This is a genomic window from Streptococcus sp. NLN76, from assembly GCF_015686645.1.
Taxonomy (GTDB): Bacteria; Bacillota; Bacilli; order Lactobacillales; family Streptococcaceae; genus Streptococcus.
On the sequence record NZ_JADPMS010000014.1, the window covers coordinates 21,846 to 40,727 of the forward strand.

At 40.2% G+C, this 18,882-nt stretch carries 18 protein-coding genes and 1 pseudogene; 11 read left to right on the top strand and 8 right to left on the bottom strand.

What is annotated here, in order from left to right:
• The first annotated feature begins 56 nt into the window (after positions 1 to 56).
• The 6 genes from I1A59_RS04005 to I1A59_RS04030 all read left to right on the top strand — a co-directional run bounded on the left by I1A59_RS04005 (position 57) and on the right by I1A59_RS04030 (position 6,008).
• The gene (locus I1A59_RS04005) at positions 57 to 1,025 is read left to right on the top strand and encodes a thiamine pyrophosphate-dependent dehydrogenase E1 component subunit alpha (RefSeq protein WP_196091525.1); all 969 of its coding nucleotides are present in this window, start codon (positions 57 to 59) and stop codon (positions 1,023 to 1,025) included.
• Between the two features lie 15 nt (positions 1,026 to 1,040).
• Positions 1,041 to 2,033 (top strand): alpha-ketoacid dehydrogenase subunit beta, encoded by a 993-nt coding sequence (locus I1A59_RS04010; RefSeq protein WP_196091526.1) that lies wholly within the window; start codon positions 1,041 to 1,043, stop codon positions 2,031 to 2,033.
• 9 nt (positions 2,034 to 2,042) lie between these two features.
• Positions 2,043 to 3,086 carry a dihydrolipoamide acetyltransferase gene (locus I1A59_RS04015; RefSeq protein WP_196091527.1) on the top strand — a complete coding sequence of 348 codons (1,044 nt, stop codon included), beginning with the start codon at positions 2,043 to 2,045 and terminating at the stop codon, positions 3,084 to 3,086.
• 12 nt (positions 3,087 to 3,098) lie between these two features.
• The gene (gene lpdA / locus I1A59_RS04020; protein WP_196091528.1) at positions 3,099 to 4,799 is read left to right on the top strand and encodes a dihydrolipoyl dehydrogenase; all 1,701 of its coding nucleotides are present in this window, start codon (positions 3,099 to 3,101) and stop codon (positions 4,797 to 4,799) included.
• A gap of 8 nt (positions 4,800 to 4,807) precedes the next feature.
• Positions 4,808 to 5,797, top strand: a complete 990-nt coding sequence (locus I1A59_RS04025) for a lipoate--protein ligase (RefSeq protein WP_196091529.1) — start codon at positions 4,808 to 4,810, stop codon at positions 5,795 to 5,797.
• Positions 5,798 to 5,861: 64 nt separating this feature from the next.
• Positions 5,862 to 6,008: a hypothetical protein gene (locus I1A59_RS04030; RefSeq protein ID WP_196091530.1), complete on the top strand. Its 147-nt coding sequence runs from the start codon at positions 5,862 to 5,864 to the stop codon at positions 6,006 to 6,008.
• Positions 6,009 to 6,280: 272 nt separating this feature from the next.
• Here the strand turns inward: I1A59_RS04030 and xerS are convergent, their stop codons facing one another.
• A complete protein-coding gene (gene xerS, locus I1A59_RS04035; RefSeq protein WP_196091531.1) occupies positions 6,281 to 7,351 on the bottom strand; it encodes a tyrosine recombinase XerS in 1,071 nt (356 codons plus the stop codon).
• A 659-nt stretch (positions 7,352 to 8,010) separates the two neighbouring features.
• Between xerS and I1A59_RS04040 the strand changes: the two genes are divergently transcribed.
• Positions 8,011 to 8,178, top strand: coding sequence for a hypothetical protein (locus I1A59_RS04040; protein WP_196091532.1), 168 nt, complete (start codon positions 8,011 to 8,013; stop codon positions 8,176 to 8,178).
• Entirely contained in the window at positions 8,175 to 8,774 is a 600-nt protein-coding gene (locus I1A59_RS04045; protein ID WP_247644758.1) for a GNAT family N-acetyltransferase, read from the top strand. The genes I1A59_RS04040 and I1A59_RS04045 overlap by 4 nt, the downstream gene beginning before the upstream one ends.
• A 255-nt stretch (positions 8,775 to 9,029) precedes the next feature.
• On the opposite strand, the gene ldcB is transcribed toward I1A59_RS04045, so the two are convergent.
• The 6 genes from ldcB to I1A59_RS04075 all read right to left on the bottom strand — a co-directional run bounded on the left by ldcB (position 9,030) and on the right by I1A59_RS04075 (position 15,358).
• Positions 9,030 to 9,770: an LD-carboxypeptidase LdcB/DacB gene (gene ldcB, locus I1A59_RS04050; RefSeq protein WP_196091533.1), complete on the bottom strand. Its 741-nt coding sequence runs from the start codon at positions 9,768 to 9,770 to the stop codon at positions 9,030 to 9,032.
• A gap of 11 nt (positions 9,771 to 9,781) precedes the next feature.
• Positions 9,782 to 11,578 carry a hypothetical protein gene (locus I1A59_RS04055; RefSeq protein ID WP_196091534.1) on the bottom strand — a complete coding sequence of 599 codons (1,797 nt, stop codon included), beginning with the start codon at positions 11,576 to 11,578 and terminating at the stop codon, positions 9,782 to 9,784.
• A gap of 213 nt (positions 11,579 to 11,791) precedes the next feature.
• Positions 11,792 to 12,487, bottom strand: coding sequence for a LemA family protein (locus I1A59_RS04060; protein WP_196091535.1), 696 nt, complete (start codon positions 12,485 to 12,487; stop codon positions 11,792 to 11,794).
• 13 nt (positions 12,488 to 12,500) lie between these two features.
• Complete coding sequence (ffh, locus tag I1A59_RS04065) at positions 12,501 to 14,078, bottom strand: signal recognition particle protein (protein WP_196091544.1); 1,578 nt, start codon at positions 14,076 to 14,078, stop codon at positions 12,501 to 12,503.
• Between the two features lie 6 nt (positions 14,079 to 14,084).
• On the bottom strand, positions 14,085 to 14,417 hold the full coding sequence (locus I1A59_RS04070; RefSeq protein WP_196091536.1) for a putative DNA-binding protein: 333 nt from the start codon (positions 14,415 to 14,417) through the stop codon (positions 14,085 to 14,087).
• Between the two features lie 245 nt (positions 14,418 to 14,662).
• Positions 14,663 to 15,358: a GntR family transcriptional regulator gene (locus I1A59_RS04075; protein ID WP_196091537.1), complete on the bottom strand. Its 696-nt coding sequence runs from the start codon at positions 15,356 to 15,358 to the stop codon at positions 14,663 to 14,665.
• 135 nt (positions 15,359 to 15,493) lie between these two features.
• Between I1A59_RS04075 and guaA the strand changes: the two genes are divergently transcribed.
• The 3 genes from guaA to I1A59_RS04090 all read left to right on the top strand — a co-directional run bounded on the left by guaA (position 15,494) and on the right by I1A59_RS04090 (position 18,544).
• On the top strand, positions 15,494 to 17,059 hold the full coding sequence (gene guaA / locus I1A59_RS04080; RefSeq protein ID WP_196091538.1) for a glutamine-hydrolyzing GMP synthase: 1,566 nt from the start codon (positions 15,494 to 15,496) through the stop codon (positions 17,057 to 17,059).
• Between the two features lie 342 nt (positions 17,060 to 17,401).
• Positions 17,402 to 18,022 carry an HAD-IIIA family hydrolase gene (locus tag I1A59_RS04085; RefSeq protein ID WP_196091539.1) on the top strand — a complete coding sequence of 207 codons (621 nt, stop codon included), beginning with the start codon at positions 17,402 to 17,404 and terminating at the stop codon, positions 18,020 to 18,022.
• Between the two features lie 240 nt (positions 18,023 to 18,262).
• Positions 18,263 to 18,544, top strand: a complete 282-nt coding sequence (locus I1A59_RS04090) for a GrpB family protein (RefSeq protein WP_196091540.1) — start codon at positions 18,263 to 18,265, stop codon at positions 18,542 to 18,544.
• A gap of 72 nt (positions 18,545 to 18,616) precedes the next feature.
• Here I1A59_RS04090 and I1A59_RS09510 read toward each other — a convergent pair.
• Positions 18,617 to 18,882, bottom strand: a pseudogene (locus tag I1A59_RS09510) (IS110 family transposase); the annotation flags it as partial.

Sequence of the window (18,882 nt, forward strand, 5' to 3'; positions counted from 1 at the left end):
TTTCAAGACAAGGTAAAATAGAAGATGTAAGTTTGTGAAAACAGAAAGGTGAATATATGGAAAAACTAGACAAGAGCCTTTTACTGGATATGTTCCGTAAAATGGAAGAAATCCGTCGAATGGATTTAAAAATAGCTCAACTGGTTAAAAAGGGGAAAGTTCCAGGCATGACCCACTTTTCCGTTGGTGAAGAAGCTGCCAATGTTGGGGCCATGGCCGCCCTAAATCCAGATGATCTCATCACTTCTAACCACAGGGGACATGGACAAGCCATCGCAAAAGGCATTAATCTGAATGAGATGATGGCAGAAATTCTGGGGAAATACACCGGAACCTGTAAAGGAAAAGGGGGGTCCATGCATATTGCCGATTTAGATGCAGGAAACCTAGGAGCCAATGGTATTGTTGGAGGTGGAATGGGAATCGCAGTTGGAGCTGCCCTAACCCAACAGATGAAAGGAACCGATAAGATTGTCGTCTGCTTCTTTGGAGACGGCGCAACCAACGAAGGAGTCTTTCATGAAGCCGTAAATATGGCCTCCATTTGGAAGTTACCGGTTATTTTTGCTTGCATCAACAATGGTTATGGAATCTCAGCAGACATCAAGAAAATGACCAACGTAGAACATATCTACCAGCGGGCTGCGGCCTACGGTATTCCAGGTCTTTTTATTGAAGATGGAAATAACGTCTTGGATGTCTATAAAGGCTTCCAAGAAGCCGTGGAACATGTTCGTTCTGGAAAGGGACCTGTATTAATCGAAAGCGTCACTTATCGTTGGCTCGGACATTCCTCATCTGACCCAGGAAAATACCGGACACGGGAAGAAGTAGAAGAATGGAAGAAAAAAGATCCAATTGAAAATCTACGGAACTATCTCCTTGAAAACCAGATTGCTAGTGCTGAAGAGTTGGAAGAAATCCAGGCTCAAGTAAAAGAAGCCGTGGAAGAGTCTGTTCGATTTGCTGAAAACAGCCCATTGCCACCATTAGAATCAGCTTTTGAAGACATTTACGCCGAATAAGAGAGGACAAAAATAATGGAAACAAAACTAATGTCATTTCGGGATACAATTATCCTAGCCATGTCTGAAGAAATGCGCCGAAATCCAGATGTTTTCCTCATGGGTGAAGATGTCGGGATCTTTGGAGGAGACTTTGGTACTTCAGTAGGTATGTTAGAGGAGTTCGGACCAGAGCGGGTTCGAGATGCTCCTATCTCAGAAGCTGCGATCTCTGGAGCTGCAGCCGGTGCAGCTATGACAGGTCTTCGCCCGATTGTGGATATGACCTTTATGGATTTCTCTGTTATTGCCATGGATGCTATTGTCAACCAGGCTGCTAAAACCCGCTACATGTTCGGTGGAAAAGGTCAGGTTCCAATGACTGTTCGCTGTGCTGCCGGGAATGGAGTTGGTTCCGCGGCCCAGCACTCCCAATCACTTGAAAGCTGGTTCACGCATATTCCAGGACTCAAAGTTGTAGCGCCGGGAACGCCAGCCGATATGAAAGGTCTCCTTAAAGCCTCCATTCGTGATAACAATCCAGTCATTATTTTAGAATACAAATCTGAATTTAATCAAAAAGGCGAAGTTCCACTAGATCCAGATTATGTCATTCCTTTAGGCAAAGGAGAAATTAAAAGAGAAGGAACCGATGTTACAGTCGTGACCTATGGCAAAATGTTGCGTCGTGTTCTCCAGGCCGCGGAAGAATTGGCTGAAACAGGAGTTTCTGTCGAAGTGGTTGACCCACGGACTCTCGTGCCACTAGATAAGGAAATGATCATCAATTCTGTCAAGAAAACAGGTAAGGTCGTTCTCGTTAACGATGCTCACAAAACAAGCGGTTTTATTGGCGAAATCTCTGCCATCATAGCTGAATCAGAAGCCTTTGATTATTTAGACGCACCAATCCGTCGCTGTGCGGGTGAGGACGTCCCAATGCCTTATGCCGCAAATCTTGAAAATGCGATGATTCCAACAGTCGAAAGCATCAAAGAAGCAATTCTCAAAACTGTAAACAAAGAATAAGGAGAAGCAATGTCTGACGAAAAACTAAGAGCAACTCCTGCAGCTCGTAAATTGGCAGACCAACTAGGGATTAATCTCTACGATGTTGCTGGAACGGGAGCCAAAGGACGAGTCCACGAAGAAGATGTGGCCCTACATAAGGATACACATGTTGTTCGGATCTCACCTCTAGCGAAACGGATTGCCCTCGAGCATAATATTGCTTGGCAAGAAATTCAAGGTACAGGTGTTAACGGTAAAATCATGAAAAAAGATGTGTTAGCCCTTCTACCAGAAAACCTCGAGGCAGGAACAACCAAGTCTCCTGCTCAAATTGAAAAAGTCGAAGAAGTTCCAGATACGCAAACCGAATGGGGAACCATCGAACGCATTCCAATGACGCCAATGCGGAAGGTCATTGCCCAACGCATGGTAGATTCCTACCTAACAGCACCAACCTTTACCCTCAACTATGAAGTTGATATGACGGAAATGCTGGCCTTACGGAAAAAGGTACTGGATCCTATCATGGAAGAAACTGGTAAAAAAGTAACGGTAACGGATTTAATTTCCCTTGCTGTTATCAAGACCTTGATGAAACACCCCTATCTCAATTCGAGTTTAACGGAAGATGGACAAACCATCATTACACATGACTATGTAAACCTAGCTATGGCTGTTGGAATGGATGGCGGCCTTTTGACACCGGTTGTCTTCAATGCGGAAAAAATGTCTCTATCCCAACTTGTTGTAGCCTTTAAAGATGTTATTGGTCGGGCACTCGATATGAAATTAGCCCCTAGTGAATTGCAGAACTCAACCTTTACCATCAGCAATCTGGGAATGTTTGGGGTACAATCATTTGGTCCTATCATCAACCAGCCCAATTCAGCCATTCTTGGTGTCAGTGCAACAATTGAGAAACCAGTGGCTTTAAATGGTGAAATTGTCATCCGCCCAATGATGAGCCTTGGTCTCACAATTGATCACCGCGTTGTCGACGGGATGGCAGGTGCTAAATTTATGAAGGATTTGAAAGATCTTATAGAAAATCCTATTTCAATGTTAATTTAAAAGGAGTAAAGAATGGCCTTAGAAGTAATTATGCCTAAAGCCGGTGTCGATATGACAGAAGGTCAGATCGTCCAATGGAATAAAAAAGTAGGAGAATTTGTTAAAGAAGGAGAAGTTCTCCTCGAAATCATGACAGACAAAGTCAGCATGGAATTGGAAGCTGAGGAAGATGGCTACCTTATTGCTATTCTCAAAGGGGATGGAGAAACGGTTCCAGTTACAGAAATTATCGGTTATCTTGGTGCTGAAGGCGAAAATATCCCAACAGCTTCTGCAGAAGCTCCAGTTGCTGAAAGTCCAATTACCCCACTTGCTCAAGATGACTCTAGTAAGAGTGACGATGCCTATGATGTCGTTGTCATCGGCGGTGGTCCAGCTGGTTATGTCGCAGCAATCAAGGCTTCTCAATTAGGTGGTAAAGTGGCTATCGTGGAAAAAACAGCCCTTGGTGGAACCTGCCTGAACCGTGGCTGTATCCCAACAAAAACCTATCTCCACAATGCTGAAATCATCGAAAGTCTAGGCCATGCAGCTAATCGCGGTATCATGGTTGAAAACCCAAGCTTTACCGTTGATATGGACAAAGTTGTGGCGACAAAAGATAAGGTCGTAGCGACTTTGGTTGGTGGAGTTGGTGGTCTAATGCGCTCTTACGGTATTGACGTCCACATGGGTGTTGGAACCATTACCAAAGATAAGAATGTCCTTGTGGACGGTAGCACCCTCCTCGAAACCAAGAAAATCATCCTCGCCGGTGGTTCTAAAGTCAGCAAGATCAATGTCCCAGGTATGGAATCTGACTTGGTTATGACAAGTGATGATATCCTTAACCTCAAAGAAGTTCCAGAACACTTGGTTGTCATTGGTGGTGGAGTTGTCGGAATCGAGTTAGGACAAGCCTTCATGACCTACGGTTCAAAAGTAACGGTTATTGAAATGACAGACCGCATCGTTCCAGCAATGGATAAAGAAGTCTCTAAAAATCTTCGCCTCATTCTCGAACGTAAAGGCATGACCATTCATACTGAAACTAAGCTAGAAGAGATCATTGAAGAAAATGGCAAGCTCCGTATTAAAGTCTCAGGTCAAGAGGACATTCTAGCTGATAAAGCCTTGCTTTCAATCGGACGTGTTCCAGATTTAGAAGGTATGGGTGAAATAGACTTCGAACTTGAAAATGGCCGTATCAAGGTCAATGAATATATGGAAACATCTGTTCCAGGTATTTATGCTCCAGGGGACATCAATGGAACCAAGATGTTGGCTCATGCAGCCTTCCGAATGGGAGAGGTAGCAGCTGAAAATGCTTTGAAAGGCAACCATGCCGTAGCTAAACTCAACCTAACTCCTGCTGCTATTTACACCTTACCAGAAGTAGCAGCTGTTGGATTAACAGAAGAACAGGCACGTGAACAGTATGACGTTGCAATTGGTAAATTCAATTTCGCAGCTAACGGTCGTGCCATCGCTTCCGATGCTGCTCAAGGCTTTGTTAAAGTCATCGCAGATAAGAAGTATGGTGAAGTTCTCGGTGTCCATATTATTGGACCTGCCGCTGCAGAGTTGATCAACGAAGCTTCAACCATCATTGAAATGGAAATCACGGTTGAAGAAGTACTCAAAACGATTCATGGTCACCCAACTTACTCAGAAGTCATGTATGAAGCCTTTGCAGATGTTCTTAATCTAGCTGTACATGCACCCAAGAAATAGGAGACTTCATGAAATATATTGTTAATGAAAGCAACGACACAGCCTTTAATATTGCACTGGAAGAATATGCCTTCAAGCACATGCTTGATGAAGACATGATTTTCATTTTGTGGATCAACAAGCCTTCTATTATCGTAGGACGCCACCAGAATACCATTGAAGAAATCAACCGCGACTATGTTCGAGAAAATGATATTGAAGTTGTTCGACGTATCAGTGGTGGTGGTGCCGTATACCACGACTACAACAACCTCAATTACACGATCATTTCCAATGAAAATCAAGACAAACTCTTTGATTTCAAGAGCTTTTCCATCCCCGTTATTAACACCTTAGCAGCTCTCGGAGTGAAGGCAGAGTTTACAGGTCGCAATGATTTGGAAATTGATGGAAAAAAATTCGGAGGAAATGCCCAAGCCTATATCAATGGTCGAATTATGCACCATGGAGCTCTTCTCTTTGATGTAGATTTAACAGTATTAGCCAAAGCTCTCCAGGTTTCGAAACATAAGATCGAATCTAAAGGTGTTAAATCTGTCCGTGCGCGTGTGACCAACATTGTCGATGAGCTGGAAGGTGAAATGACTGTCCTTGAATTCCGTGATCTTTTACTGGATTATATGAAGAAGGAATATCCAGAAATGACCGAATATACCTTCTCAGATTCTGAATTAGACGAAATCCGTCAAATCCGTGATGCTAAATTTGGTAACTGGGATTGGAACTACGGAAAATCCCCAGAGTATAATATCCGTCGTTCCATTAAATTCCCAAGTGGTTTGGTAGATGCTTATATCAATGTAGTTGAATCACATATTGGCTCTATCAAAATTTATGGAGATTTCTTTGGTATTGAGGATGTAGCTGCAGTAGAAGAAGCTTTGATAGGTCTCGCCTATGAACGAGAAACTGTTGAGCAAAAACTGACTGAACTGGATTTGTCACGCTATTTCGCAGGAATTTCAGCGCAAGAAATTGCGGAGGCCATTGTTGAATAACTTTATGTTTAATGATTGAACGCTAGAAGAAATCTAGCATTCAACCATCATCTAAAATTGAGAAATGGAAGAAAAATTAGAACGATTAAAAGAGATTGATAGCATCTTAGTCAATAAGGAGGTTGCAGAAAATACTGAATTGCAGCAGATTTTTTCAAAAGCCAAAAAAGCTATTGAAAACGATGAAGCACAAGCAATTGGTCAGTTATAGTCTTTTAGTTTACTTTTAGTACAAGGCAGCGAGTCGTAGACAGTACTGAAGTACGGCAAGACGAGCTAACACAGTAATAAAAGAAAAACTAAAAGAGTATAAGCCAAAACTTATCTCTCTATCTAATGATGCATCAGTATAAAGCTCCCAAAAATGTGATAGAATTTGCTACAAAAATCGCCAAAGAATATCATCGGGAACGTGGTAGGAACTCCGCTTTAACGATGTTGGCTCTGAGCTTACATGGCTTAAAATAGGATAAGAGAATTGCCCTAGAGTTGATCTAGGGCATTCTTTTGTTCCTCGTCGACAATATGGGTATAAAGGTCCGTGACCTGTGTACTAGCATGTCCCAATTGATGACTGACCAAGACTTGTGATTTGGTCGCATCATACAGGCGTGTTGCAAGTGTGTGGCGTAGTTTATGGGGTGTAACACGGATTTTGAAAGATTCCGAGTACTTTGCAACCATTTTTTCAATGCTAGAAGCATCCATTCGATTCGCTTTGCCTCTATATTCACTTAAAAACAAAGCAAGATTTTGTTTTTCAGGCTTGTAGCGTTTATCACGAATTTCGAGATATTGGAGGAGATAGGGTTTCGCAAATCCGGCAATGGGCACCGCATCCCGACGACCTCCCTTGCGCGTGACTTCCGCAATCATCATTTGCGTATTCAAGTCCCTAACATCTAGATTGACAGCTTCTGATAAGCGAATCCCTGAAGCCAGCAGAAGTGCAATCAATGCTAAATCACGTTCCTTGTTTTTCTCGTAGGAACTGAGAGCACGTTTGGAAAGCTGTTTGGGATAATCATCCTCAATGTGGCGTAAAAATCCCTCCGTTTCATCTCCTAAAAAGAGCTTTTGCTTGATCGTCTCCGCCCTTGCAGCCAAAGTCTCCTTTTTCTTTTTCGTCGAAACCTTCTTCATAACATTGCGGTAAAAATAAGGTTCTCCCTGTTCATTTTCAACCTCCTCGGTCAAAAATTTAAAGAGACTAGAGAGAGCCGAAAGAGTCCGGTTAATGGTTGTCTGTGATAATCCAGTCTTAGTCGAATTTGCATTCAACAAGGGACGTTCACGCAGGTATAAGATAAAAGACTCAATATCTTTCTTAGATAAATGCTCCAGTGTTTCAATGGGAATCTCTTTGATTTCAGAAACTTGAACCAGATCTGTGTCCATCAACCAGTTAAAAAATCTTTGGTATTCTTTCAGGTATTCGTATAAGGTCGGAAAACTATAAGGCACAGTTAACTTGGATTGGTAGTATTCCAATACATACCAAGGCATAACCTGCTTTAAAACTTCAATCTTTTCTAGCAATAATTCACGACGCATAAGTACCTCCAAATTCTCTAATAGTAGTGTACCAAATACAAAAACTTTTTTCAAGAAAATTATAGTTTTTCGGAAAGATGTTATAAAGGACATTCCGAATGGTTTTGGGTTTGTTTTACCATTGCTTCTAAAAATTCCTTAGGTTGTCGTTTTTAACGTTTCCAATACTAAGCAATCTTCCTGGCTCTCTCACCGTTGGTATTCACGGCTTAAAACAAAGAATAACTTGGACGTTAAACTTTATGGTTTTTAATGAACCGTTTTTATATGAAATAAATTTATGTTAAACATAAGTCTATCAAAGTTTATTTTCTAGTTCTTTTGACTAAAAACATTGAATTTACTCTTTCATAAGGATTCCTAAATACATTTATAATCTCGTGTATTAATTTAATGACTTATTCTAGCTGCTAAAATGTCTCTAAAAATTCCTTCATCGTCTTCTCTTGTTATTAAATCAACTCCTTTTAGTAATTAATCTGAACAATGGATAAAACTTCTAGTTGCAAGTATTACAAGCTTTATTACATCAAAATTTTTAACATCCAATTTATGTTCCTCAGTTCGAGAATAGCTTGAGGTAACTAAAAGCTGTTCATAATTGCTATTTGAAGTAAAATTTAGTAGAATTTAACATAGAAAGTAAAAGGAGGAAGATTATGGCTACAATTAGTATGACAAGAGATTTTAAAATGACAACCACTGATGCTGAAAAAATTCTAAACAGTAAACCATCTGAATCGCTAGAAAATCTACTACAAAATATTAAGCCTGCCAAGAAAATTGCCTCAAATAAATTGATTACTCAATACCTATCAAAAGTATGATACAAACATTATCACTGACAGACTACTTAGCAACTATTAGTGAGCACGCTGGTGGCATAACTCTTGAAAAGAGCTATGATATTTTTAGGAATATTATAAAGGATAGTGTTGATTTTCATGGCAACAATGATATGTTGTCCTATTTATTAGATAAAGCTTGGCAATTTGAAAAACATCACCGCTCACGTAATTTTATTGTTGAAAATAGTAATACAAATGATATTGTGGGTTTCTTCAGTCTTTCTCTTAAAGTTATAGACATTTCAAATTTAGAGAAATCTATCAAGAAGAGACTTATTCTTAAAGGTAAAAGCCCAAATAATATTGATATCATCCCAGTTCTACTCATTGGTCAGTTTGGTAAAAACACTAAAATCAATCAAATTACTGGTACAGAATTATTTCAAGAAGTCTTGAAAAAAATTGAGTTGTTTAGAAGTATTGTAGGTACTCAGATAGTATTTTTAGACAGCTTAAACCACCCTAAAGTGATTTCATTCTACAAAAAATTTGGATTTGTGACCTATAGTGATTTAATTACTGACGATCAGAACATTACTTATCAACCCATGGCTCTAAACATGTCCTCTCTATAGAAGATAATGGTTCTATAATAAGTTGTGTGGAAATTTCCACGCAGCTTTTTTTGCCTAGAAAAAAGCAATTTCTATTAGACTGATAACTTCAAAAGAAATCAGTCTAACAGAAATTGCTTCGTAAGGCATTCAGGTGAGGATACGAAACAGTATCGACATCTAAAACGCTACTGGAAACAGTTGTTTATCGTCAGAAATTAAGTGCCACTTTCTTTTTAAACGATATTACTCAGCTTCTACAAGGAGTCTTAAAATCTAATTTTCGTAATCTCCACCTGGTACTCCAAAATATTCTTCTAGAGTCAAACCTGATTTGGCAATATCTTTCGCTTCGGAACCAATATAGCGTACGTGCCAGCTTTCTGCTGTGTAACCCGTAATATCTTCCTTATCCTCAGTGTAGCGAACAATGAAACCATAATCTGCCGCATGATCTCTTAACCATTTGCTAGCTTCTTTATCTGTCAAAAGATTTCCTGAGCTATCGATTAAGTCAAAGGCAAGACCAGTTTGGTGCTCACTGTAACCAGCTCTAGCTGAATAACGATCGGCATTGGCTTGACCATCTCGATCAACATAGGATTGGTATAATCCAACCTGTGTTTCATAGGAACGATACCCACTATACTGATTGCTGACAGCAAACCCTTTTTCTTGCATATCCGCAATCAGTTGCATAAATACAGCCTGTGCTTGAGGGTCTTCTCCTGGTGCATAGTTTGCATTTAAGGGGTGTTTCTTATTCACAATAATGATTTCTTGTCCTTCAGAACCTTTGACACTGTAGTAATCGCCATTATAAGTAGCTTTAGTGTCCATCTTAGCTTCTTTTTGTTGTGTACTGGACTTGGATGATGAACTTTCATTTGAATCGTTTTTGGCTGTCTGATTTGATTCAGTATTGGTCTTATTTTCTTGAGTAGTTGCTGATTCTTGGCCACAAGCTACTAAAGCTAGGGTCATGAGAATCAAACCGAACCATTTTTTTGATTTCATAAGATCCTTTCTTAATACTCACTGATAGAGTAAATTTTGAAGCTGCCATTTTCTGGGCGAAGCATAAAGACTTGATTTTTATTAACGATATCGGATTTACCGTTTGTATAAACTTCTTTAAAGCTATTGCGAACTGTAACTTTATAGTCATTACCTTCCTTGGCAACATCCGTAACGTTATACTCTATTGTTGTTTGATAATCAACATTCGCTCTCACAACACCACCGTTTGCTACGTAATCATACATTACTTTGTAGGCATCACTATTGGTGTCATAATAGTCCGTGAAACCAACTGACCGGTTACGGATAGAGTCACGCATGGCACTGATATAAGAGGTCATAAAGCTACTGATAGCTGCTTTATCTTCTTCCAATTTCCGTTTGGCTTCTTCTTCCTGCTTCGCTTTCTCTTCTTTGGCTGTTTTAGCATCTGTCATTTTTTGCTGAATATCCGAAGAAAGCTGAAGGTCAGCTGTAAGATTTTCTTGACCTGGTTTTACAAAAATTTTACTTTTTTCAGTCGTATACGTATTCTCTTCAAACTTGAATTGAGCATGAACATCAATTGTTTGGTTTTCAATCAATTTAAGTTTCTTGGTCAACTCAGTCGCGACTTCTTTGTTATTAACGTATAATTTAATATCACTCGCCCCGTGAACATCGCTAGGGAGTGAAGCTTGAAGATTCTTATCTACATTAGAAATGGATAGAGTAATATGATTCTCTTTGGCTTCCGAAAGTTCTGCAGTAATATCCGTATTCAAGTCGCCAGCATCGGTTTTTCCTTTAGCCGCAAAAGAATGAGGGGCAAAGGAGAATTCTCCCAAATTTAATTCCTTATCTTTTTCCACCTTCTGCTCATTTAAACTCAGGGATTCCAAATTCGTTTTAGCCGTAATGGTCAAAGGATACGTTTTTACCTCATAAACAGGGAAGATACCAAGTTTTTTCTCAGTTTCCTCAAGTCCAAGTAACTGATTCCCATTTTGATCTTTGATAATGTAAGAAGGATCAGCTTCTAACTTAGCCAACTCACTCTCTAGCTTTCCATCTTCATTTAAATACTGAACAAAATTCTTAGCATCCTCTGCAGACCAGTTCACTTTTTTCGAATCAGCATCACTGAACGATTCAGCAAGTTGTTGGAATTTGCTATTTTCAATTTGTTTGGAAAATTGATCGACGGCCAAATCCGCACCAGATTCCTTGTCAAAATAGTAATACCCACCGCCCAGAGCGATAAGAACTAAACCAATGGCTGTACCTGTAAAAACCTGTTTACGGCTAAGCGTGAATTTTTTCTCTTTCTTAACAGGAGCTGTAGTTTGGTCCACTTGTGCAGGTGCTACAACAACGGGTTCAGCTACTGATTCAACCGATGTTAAATCAGGTAAATAATCTACGTCAAACCCTGTTTCCTTAGCAAGGGCAAACTCCTGAGGCTCAGGTCGACGACCGTGAGCCGCTTCATAAGCTTGAACCCAAAGTGTTTTTGGGTCCTGATTCCCAAGGTTAGCTTGTGAAGGTTTCTCGATTTCTTCTGATGGAAACTCCTGCATTTTTGTTGAAGCTGATCGTGTAGAGTTTTGGAAACCAGTCTTCTTAGCTTCCATATATTCGGCAGGGCTAGGCTTGCGTTTCTGTTCAGATTCGAAAGCTGCAACCCATTGGTGGGCTAAATCTTCCTCTGAAGCTTCCCCTTCCAAAGGAAAGCCCGCTTCCTTTGCTGCAAAAAACTCTTGTGGACTCGGTTTTCTTCCCTCACGCGTTGCAAACTGCTCTAGCCATTGATCCTTCTTTTCCATAATCTTTAACACCTAACTTTATTCTTTTTCCTATTATAAGTTTAGTAGAAAGCCAGTTTCCTGTCAATGTTTTATTGGTTAATTTTTAACATAAATTTATTTAATAAAATTTATCCTGAGAATCAAATATTAGCCCTAGATGTAACTTAACATCTACATATACACTAAATGACCCAACAAGCCATTAACGATTTGTTGGGTCAATTCATATTTTTAAAGTCCCAGTAACTCGTCTGGGAATTCGTCTTCGACATCAACCACATAGTACTCTTTGGGTTGATACCATTTTTTTAGAAAATTTATAGGAAATGCTTTGATTTTTGTATTATAGCGAGCTACAAACTCGTTGTAAGCTCTTTGATAGTTTGCTAGCTCTTCCTCACTCCTGAATAGTTCATCAAAGAGTCTTGAAACTGCTTGTGGCATATTTAAATCAGGGATCTCATCTAAAATCTGGGCGAACTCGCGCGAGGTTTCAACTTTGGATGAGCGGTGTTTTTCCGTCAAGCTAGACTTCATCCGTTCTTTAACAACAGTTGATTGCTCTGAAACAAGAACTCCCTGAGTTAATTCTTTTAAGTTCTCTTTTTCACGTTCCTGATGTTTGTCTACAAAGCGATTGGCTTTGGATAAGAGTTGACGATTTCGTTCCTCGGTAATACGGATATTACTTGCTAATTGAGAACAGCTTTCTGAGAGACGGTTGGCCTCGCTAATTGTTAGGAAACTATAGATCAACAAGGTTGTCAGCGTTCCGAGTACAAAACTAGCGCCTGGGAAGGGTTCAACAACAGTCTCCACTTCTTGAGGAGTAATTGTCAGAGCAAATATGAATACCCACAATAGAGTCGAAAGGATTGTAAAGCCGAGTAGACTAAGCAGGGTGACAAAAATTGATTTTTGTTTCATAGCACTCCTTCAATCACTTTTTCCGTTTTTTTCTAGCTTTTTTCAGTTGCTTATTCATACGGTTCATGGCTTGTTTAGTGGCAAATTGGCCAAGTTTCCCTTTAAGACCTCCTCCAAAGAGCTGGCTCATATCCATATCCCCACCAAGGGCTGATAGGTCTGGCATGCCATTTGCTCCCATCATTCCTTCCAAAGCAGACATATCCATATCCCCCATGTTTGGCATATTTGGCATGTTCTTAGGAAGTTGGTTAGGATTTAATCCCATTTGTTTCATCATCTTATTCATATCCCCAGACATAACCCCTTGCATCATTTGTTTGGCTTGGTTAAAGTCCTTGATGAATTTATTTACTTCCACAAAACTGTTGCCTGATCCAGCAGCAATACGACGACGGCGAGCTGGGGTGAGGAGATCTGGGTTCTCCCGTTCAGCGGGGGTCATGGAGTAGATAATAGCCTTACGGCGAGCAACTTCTTTTTCATCAACCTTGAGATTTTTTAAAGCTGGGTTGCTAGCCATACCAGGAATCATTTTTAAGAGATCTTCCATTGGTCCCATGCTTTGAACCTGATCCAACTGATCAAGGAAATCGTTGAAGTCAAAGGTATTTTCCCGCATTTTCTCAGCGATTTCCAAGCTCTTTTGTTGGTCATACTCTTGAGAGGCTTTCTCAATCAGCGTTAGAAGGTCCCCCATTCCAAGAATACGGCTGGCCATACGGTCTGGATAAAAGGCTTCAATGTCCGTAATCTTTTCACCTGTACCGGTAAATTTAATGGGTTTTCCAGTGATGTGACGAACAGATAGAGCAGCTCCACCTCGGGTATCTCCATCCATCTTGGTTAAGATAACACCCGTAACCTCTAATTGTTCATTAAATTCACGTGCAATATTGGCAGCTTCCTGACCGATCATAGCATCGACGACCAAAAGAATTTCGTTTGGTTGGGCAAAATCCTTAATGTCCTTCAACTCTTGCATAAGGACTTGATCAATCTGCAAACGTCCAGCCGTATCAATCAAGACATAGTCATTTTTGTTTTCACGGGCTTGTTCCAAACCAGCTTTCACAATCTCAAGCGCTGGGACTTCAGTTCCCATCGCAAAAACGGGTACCTCGATTTGCTGGCCGAGTGTTTTTAACTGGTCGATAGCCGCTGGGCGGTAAATATCCGCCGCAATCAATAAGGGACGAGCATTTTCTTCTTTTTTGAGCTTATTGGCCAATTTTCCGGCGAAGGTTGTTTTCCCCGCCCCTTGAAGACCGGCCATCATGATGATGGTTGGGATCTTAGGTGATTTTTCAATCTCCGAACGATCAGAACCAAGCAAGTCAGTCAATTCTTCATTGACAATTTTAATAACCTGTTGGGCTGGATTCAAGGTGTCGATAACCTCTTGTCCCAAGGCACGTTCTCGAATTTGCTTGATAAAGTCCTTCACAACAGGAAGAGCTACGTCAGCCTCCAGCAAGGCCATCCGAATCTCTTTGGTTGCCTCTTGAATATCTTTTTCGTCAATTTTGCCTTTTTTACGAAGATTTTTAAAAACAGATTGCAAGCGTTCTGTTAAACTTTCAAACATAATTCATCCTCACTCTCGATTATCAATGCTAGTTAGCAAGTCAATTTTTTCTTTTAAATACTTATCTTGGGGATAGCTTTCAAGGATTTCTTCAAAAACTTGACTACGAACAATATAATCAGAATACATATGGAGCTTACGTTCATAATCTTCCAAAATTCGTTCCGTTCTCTTAATATTATCGTAGACAGCTTGACGACTGACCTGGTACTCCTCCGCAATTTCCGCCAAAGAATAATCGTCCGCATAATAAAGCTCTATATAGTTCATTTGCTTATCCGTTAATAAAGCAGCATAAAACTCAAACAAAGCGTTCATGCGATTGGTTTTTTCAATTTCCATAACACTCCTATTGTAACAAAAAAATCGCAATTGGATACAATATTTACACACATCTTGCTAAAGAAAAAAACTCTGATTCTATCCACAAAAATTGAGTCTTCATCGCAACAAAAAGTCCCTCCGCAAGGGAGGGATCAATGCCATTCAATTTTTCTATATTGGTTTTTCTCAAATCACTACATTTTTCTCTTTTTGCTTTATGATTGAATCTCAACGCCACAGGATCTGTTCTCCACCCACTCCTTCTAATTTTCAAAATAAAATTCGAAACGATCTGCTGCATATTGGCTTTTTACGTACTCAAAGGCTTGTCCGTCTTCCAGGTAGGATAATTGAGTGAGCGCTAATACAGCTTGACCTCGTGGAATATCCAGATAATGGGCAATGCGATCCCCTACCAGTTTGGCACTGATGGTCTGACTTGATTTACCAATCCGATAGCCCTTTTCCTCCAAGCTTTTGAAAAAATGACTGGTCACCTGCTCTTTGGGCAAATCTTTAATAAATTTTTCTGGGATGGAGGCAATCTCGTAAACGACGGGCACATCATCTGCATATCGAACCCGTTCCATCCGAATGATATTCTCATCTCTGGCAATCCCCAAGCGGTCCATTTCTTGCTGGCTTGGCAGGGTTCGCCGATAGGAGATAAGATGACTGGATGGCTCTTTTCCTTGCGACTGAATAATTTCTGTAAAAGAGGTCGTCCCTCTCATTTTTTCTTGAACACGGGTCGAAGCAATAAAGGTACCACTCCCAACGCGGCGTTCTAAGACCCCTTCTTCCACTAAAAGTGTAATGGCCTGTCGTAGGGTCATACGACTGACTTGATAGTGTTCCGCCAAATCGCGTTCGCTTGGTAAACGCTGACCAATCTTCCACTGCCCTTGATCAATGGCTGTTTTAATATCATCGTGTATTTCTAAATAGGCTGGACGCATAGCTCCTCCCCCTTCTTTCTTACTATTTTAGTGACCCTAAAAGGAAAAGTCAACTCAATGTAGCTTCCTTGGCAAGGAGCTAGGTCTGTGATACAATGGGAACTATAAAAAATCTAAAATGAGGAAAGGGATTAGATGACTACAATCACTCCTGACATGAAAGATGTCGAAAAAATTATCGTTCTGGATTATGGTAGCCAATACAACCAATTGATTTCTCGTCGTGTGCGTGAAATGGGTGTGTTTTCTGAATTAAAGAGCCATAAACTCAGCGCCCAAGAAGTGAAAGAGATGAATCCAGTTGGAATCATTCTTTCAGGTGGTCCAAACTCTGTCTATGAAGAAGGATCCTTCGATATTGATCCGGAAATCTTTGAGTTGGGAATCCCTGTACTTGGAATTTGTTACGGAATGCAACTCATGACCCATAAATTGGGAGGAAAAGTTGTCCCTGCTGGTGAAGCTGGGAACCGTGAATATGGCCAATCCAACTTGACCCACACTCCTGACAGTCTCCTCTTTGCTGGAACTCCAGAAGAACAATTGGTTTTAATGAGTCACGGGGATGCAGTAACTGAAATTCCTGAGAACTTTGTTCGTACCGGTACTTCTGCTGACTGTCCTTTCGCGGCTATCGAAAATGCAGATAAAAATCTTTATGGTATCCAATTCCACCCAGAAGTTCGTCATTCTGTTTATGGATTTGACCTTTTGAAAAACTTTGTTTTCAATATCTGTGGTGCCAAAGGCGATTGGACCATGAATAACTTTATCGACATGGAAATCAAAAAAATCCGTGAAACAGTTGGAGATCGCAAAGTACTCCTTGGTCTGTCAGGTGGGGTTGATTCCTCTGTTGTAGGGGTCCTTCTTCAAAAAGCGATTGGGGACCAACTGATCTGTATCTTTGTAGATCATGGCTTGCTACGTAAAGGCGAAGCTGATCAAGTTATGGATATGCTTGGAGGCAAATTCGGCCTTAACATTGTAAAAGCTGACGCTTCTGAACGTTTCCTTTCAAAACTTGCAGGAGTTTCAGACCCGGAACAAAAACGCAAAATCATCGGAAACGAGTTTGTTTATGTCTTCGATGACGAGGCTCGTAAATTGGACGGTGTCGATTTCTTGGCCCAAGGTACCCTCTATACAGACATTATCGAGTCTGGAACAGATACCGCACAAACCATCAAATCGCACCACAACGTAGGTGGTCTACCAGAAGACCTTCAATTTGAATTGATTGAACCTCTGAATACCCTCTTTAAAGACGAAGTACGTGCCCTTGGAACAGAACTTGGCATGCCAGACGAAGTCGTATGGCGCCAACCATTCCCTGGACCAGGACTTGCCATCCGTGTGATGGGAGAAATCACCGAAGAAAAACTCAAAACTGTCCGTGAATCTGATGCCATCCTCCGCGAAGAAATTCAAAAAGCTGGCCTAGACCGCGACGTATGGCAATACTTCACCGTTAACACAGGCGTCCGCTCTGTCGGAGTTATGGGAGACGGCCGCACTTATGACTACACCCTAGCCATCCGTGCTATCACTTCTATCGATGGAATGACAGCTGACTTCGCTCAACTCCCATGGGATGTTCTGAAAAAAATCTCTGTCCGCATCGTAAACGAAGTCGACCACGTCAACCGCATCGTCTACGACATCACCAGCAAACCACCAGCAACAGTTGAGTGGGAATAAAAAGGTCCAGTGGACCTTTTTATCCCGAGCTCGAAAAATAGAGAGCGAGGCAGGTCCTGAGGAGAAACAATTTCGAATTCCTCTCGATTGTTTTTACCCGTCGCCTTGAAATTAAAAAGCGACGTTAAGCCAGTGGAGAATCAATCTCGAATTATTTTTAATAGTGGCTAAGTTTAGCCCTCAATCTCATTATCAGCTGATCAGTCCTCGCAAAATGAGGGCTGATTTTTAATAGGGCTCGCTTTCTACTGATTCATAAAATCAAAATTTAGTGCCTCTATGCTAACCATGTATGATACTATTAAAAGGAGGATTGGTTTTAGAAAGATTTGGAGAAATAGTATGAATTCAGAAATCAAATGGATTTTCTTTGATGTTGGCTCTACACTTTTTGACGAAAGTGCCGTTTATGAAAATAGAATTGAAAAGATAATACAGGATAATAACATTGATAAAAATGAATTTATCACAAAGGTAAAACAACGCGCACAAATTAATCAGAAGCCGATTGTATCGGTTGCTGAAGACTATAACGTAAAAATTCCTGCTTGGCGGCACGACTTAGAAGTCTTATACCCGGATGTAAAAGAAATATTGCCAAAACTCTATCAAAAATACAAACTCGGTATCATTGCAAACCAGGATTTTGGGACGGAAAAAAGATTAGCAGCTTTTGGTATCCGACAATACTTTGACCTCGTCATCGCCTCTGCTGAGAAAGGTATCTCCAAACCTAATCTGAGAATATTCCAGATTGCACTTACTCGTGCGAATTGTAAACCTGAGGCAGCCATCATGATTGGAGACAGAATTGATAATGATATAGTTCCAGCTAATAAAATCGGTATGAAAACGGTTTGGATTAAACAAGGACCCGGTAGTTCTGTAAAGCCAAATAAAATCGAGGAATATCCCAACTACACCATCAACAATCTAAGTGAGTTATTGACTTTGCTCTCCTAATCAACCACATTTATTGCTCAGAAGGTGCTTAACTATACAGAAAATACCAGACTATTTCAATTTAGGCGAGACTAATCGGATTTTAATTCTCTATATAGTTCAATCTAATCATTGTTAAACCTCTCTGGTGAACTTGACTCCTCAGATTTCAAACCATTATGAGTATTCTAACCTTGAGACTAAATGAGTATAAAATTGATATTCATTAAGTATTACATATGATTCATGGAGGTATTTAAATTGAAAACAAAAAATGTTATTGTTGTTCCCTATGATCCAATTTGGAAATTGGCCTTTCATCAAATAACAGACGAGCTTTCTACTCTTCTGGCCGATCTGATTCTTGGAATTGAACATGTTGGTAGCTCATCTGTAAAAGGGTTAGCCGCAAAACCTATTATTGATATTGATATTATTATTAGTGATGAATCCATGTTAGATAAAGTAATTTCTAAATTAGAATCTCACGGCTATACCTATGAAGGAGATTTAGGAATTACTGGAAGAGAAGCTTTTATTTGAAAATAACACAGTAAAAAAGCGCAAAAAAACACTATCTGTGTTATACTTAAGATGAATATATTTAAAAATGTCTTAAGGATGTTGCCGCATCCCTAATGCTTTTACTGCTTCATAAGTTTGATGTGTTTTCAAAAGTTTGTAGACAATTCTTAGTATCTTATGAGCACAAGCGATAACAGCCTTCATCTTACTTCCTCTTTGGGAAACTCGTTTGTATAAAGATGAGAAAGCTGGATCTTTGGAGTGTCCTGCTATCATACCCGAGATCGTTAAGGCATGTTTTAAGTATTTATTTCCTTGCGTTATTCGCGAGGATTTTTTAATACCAGCACTTTCAT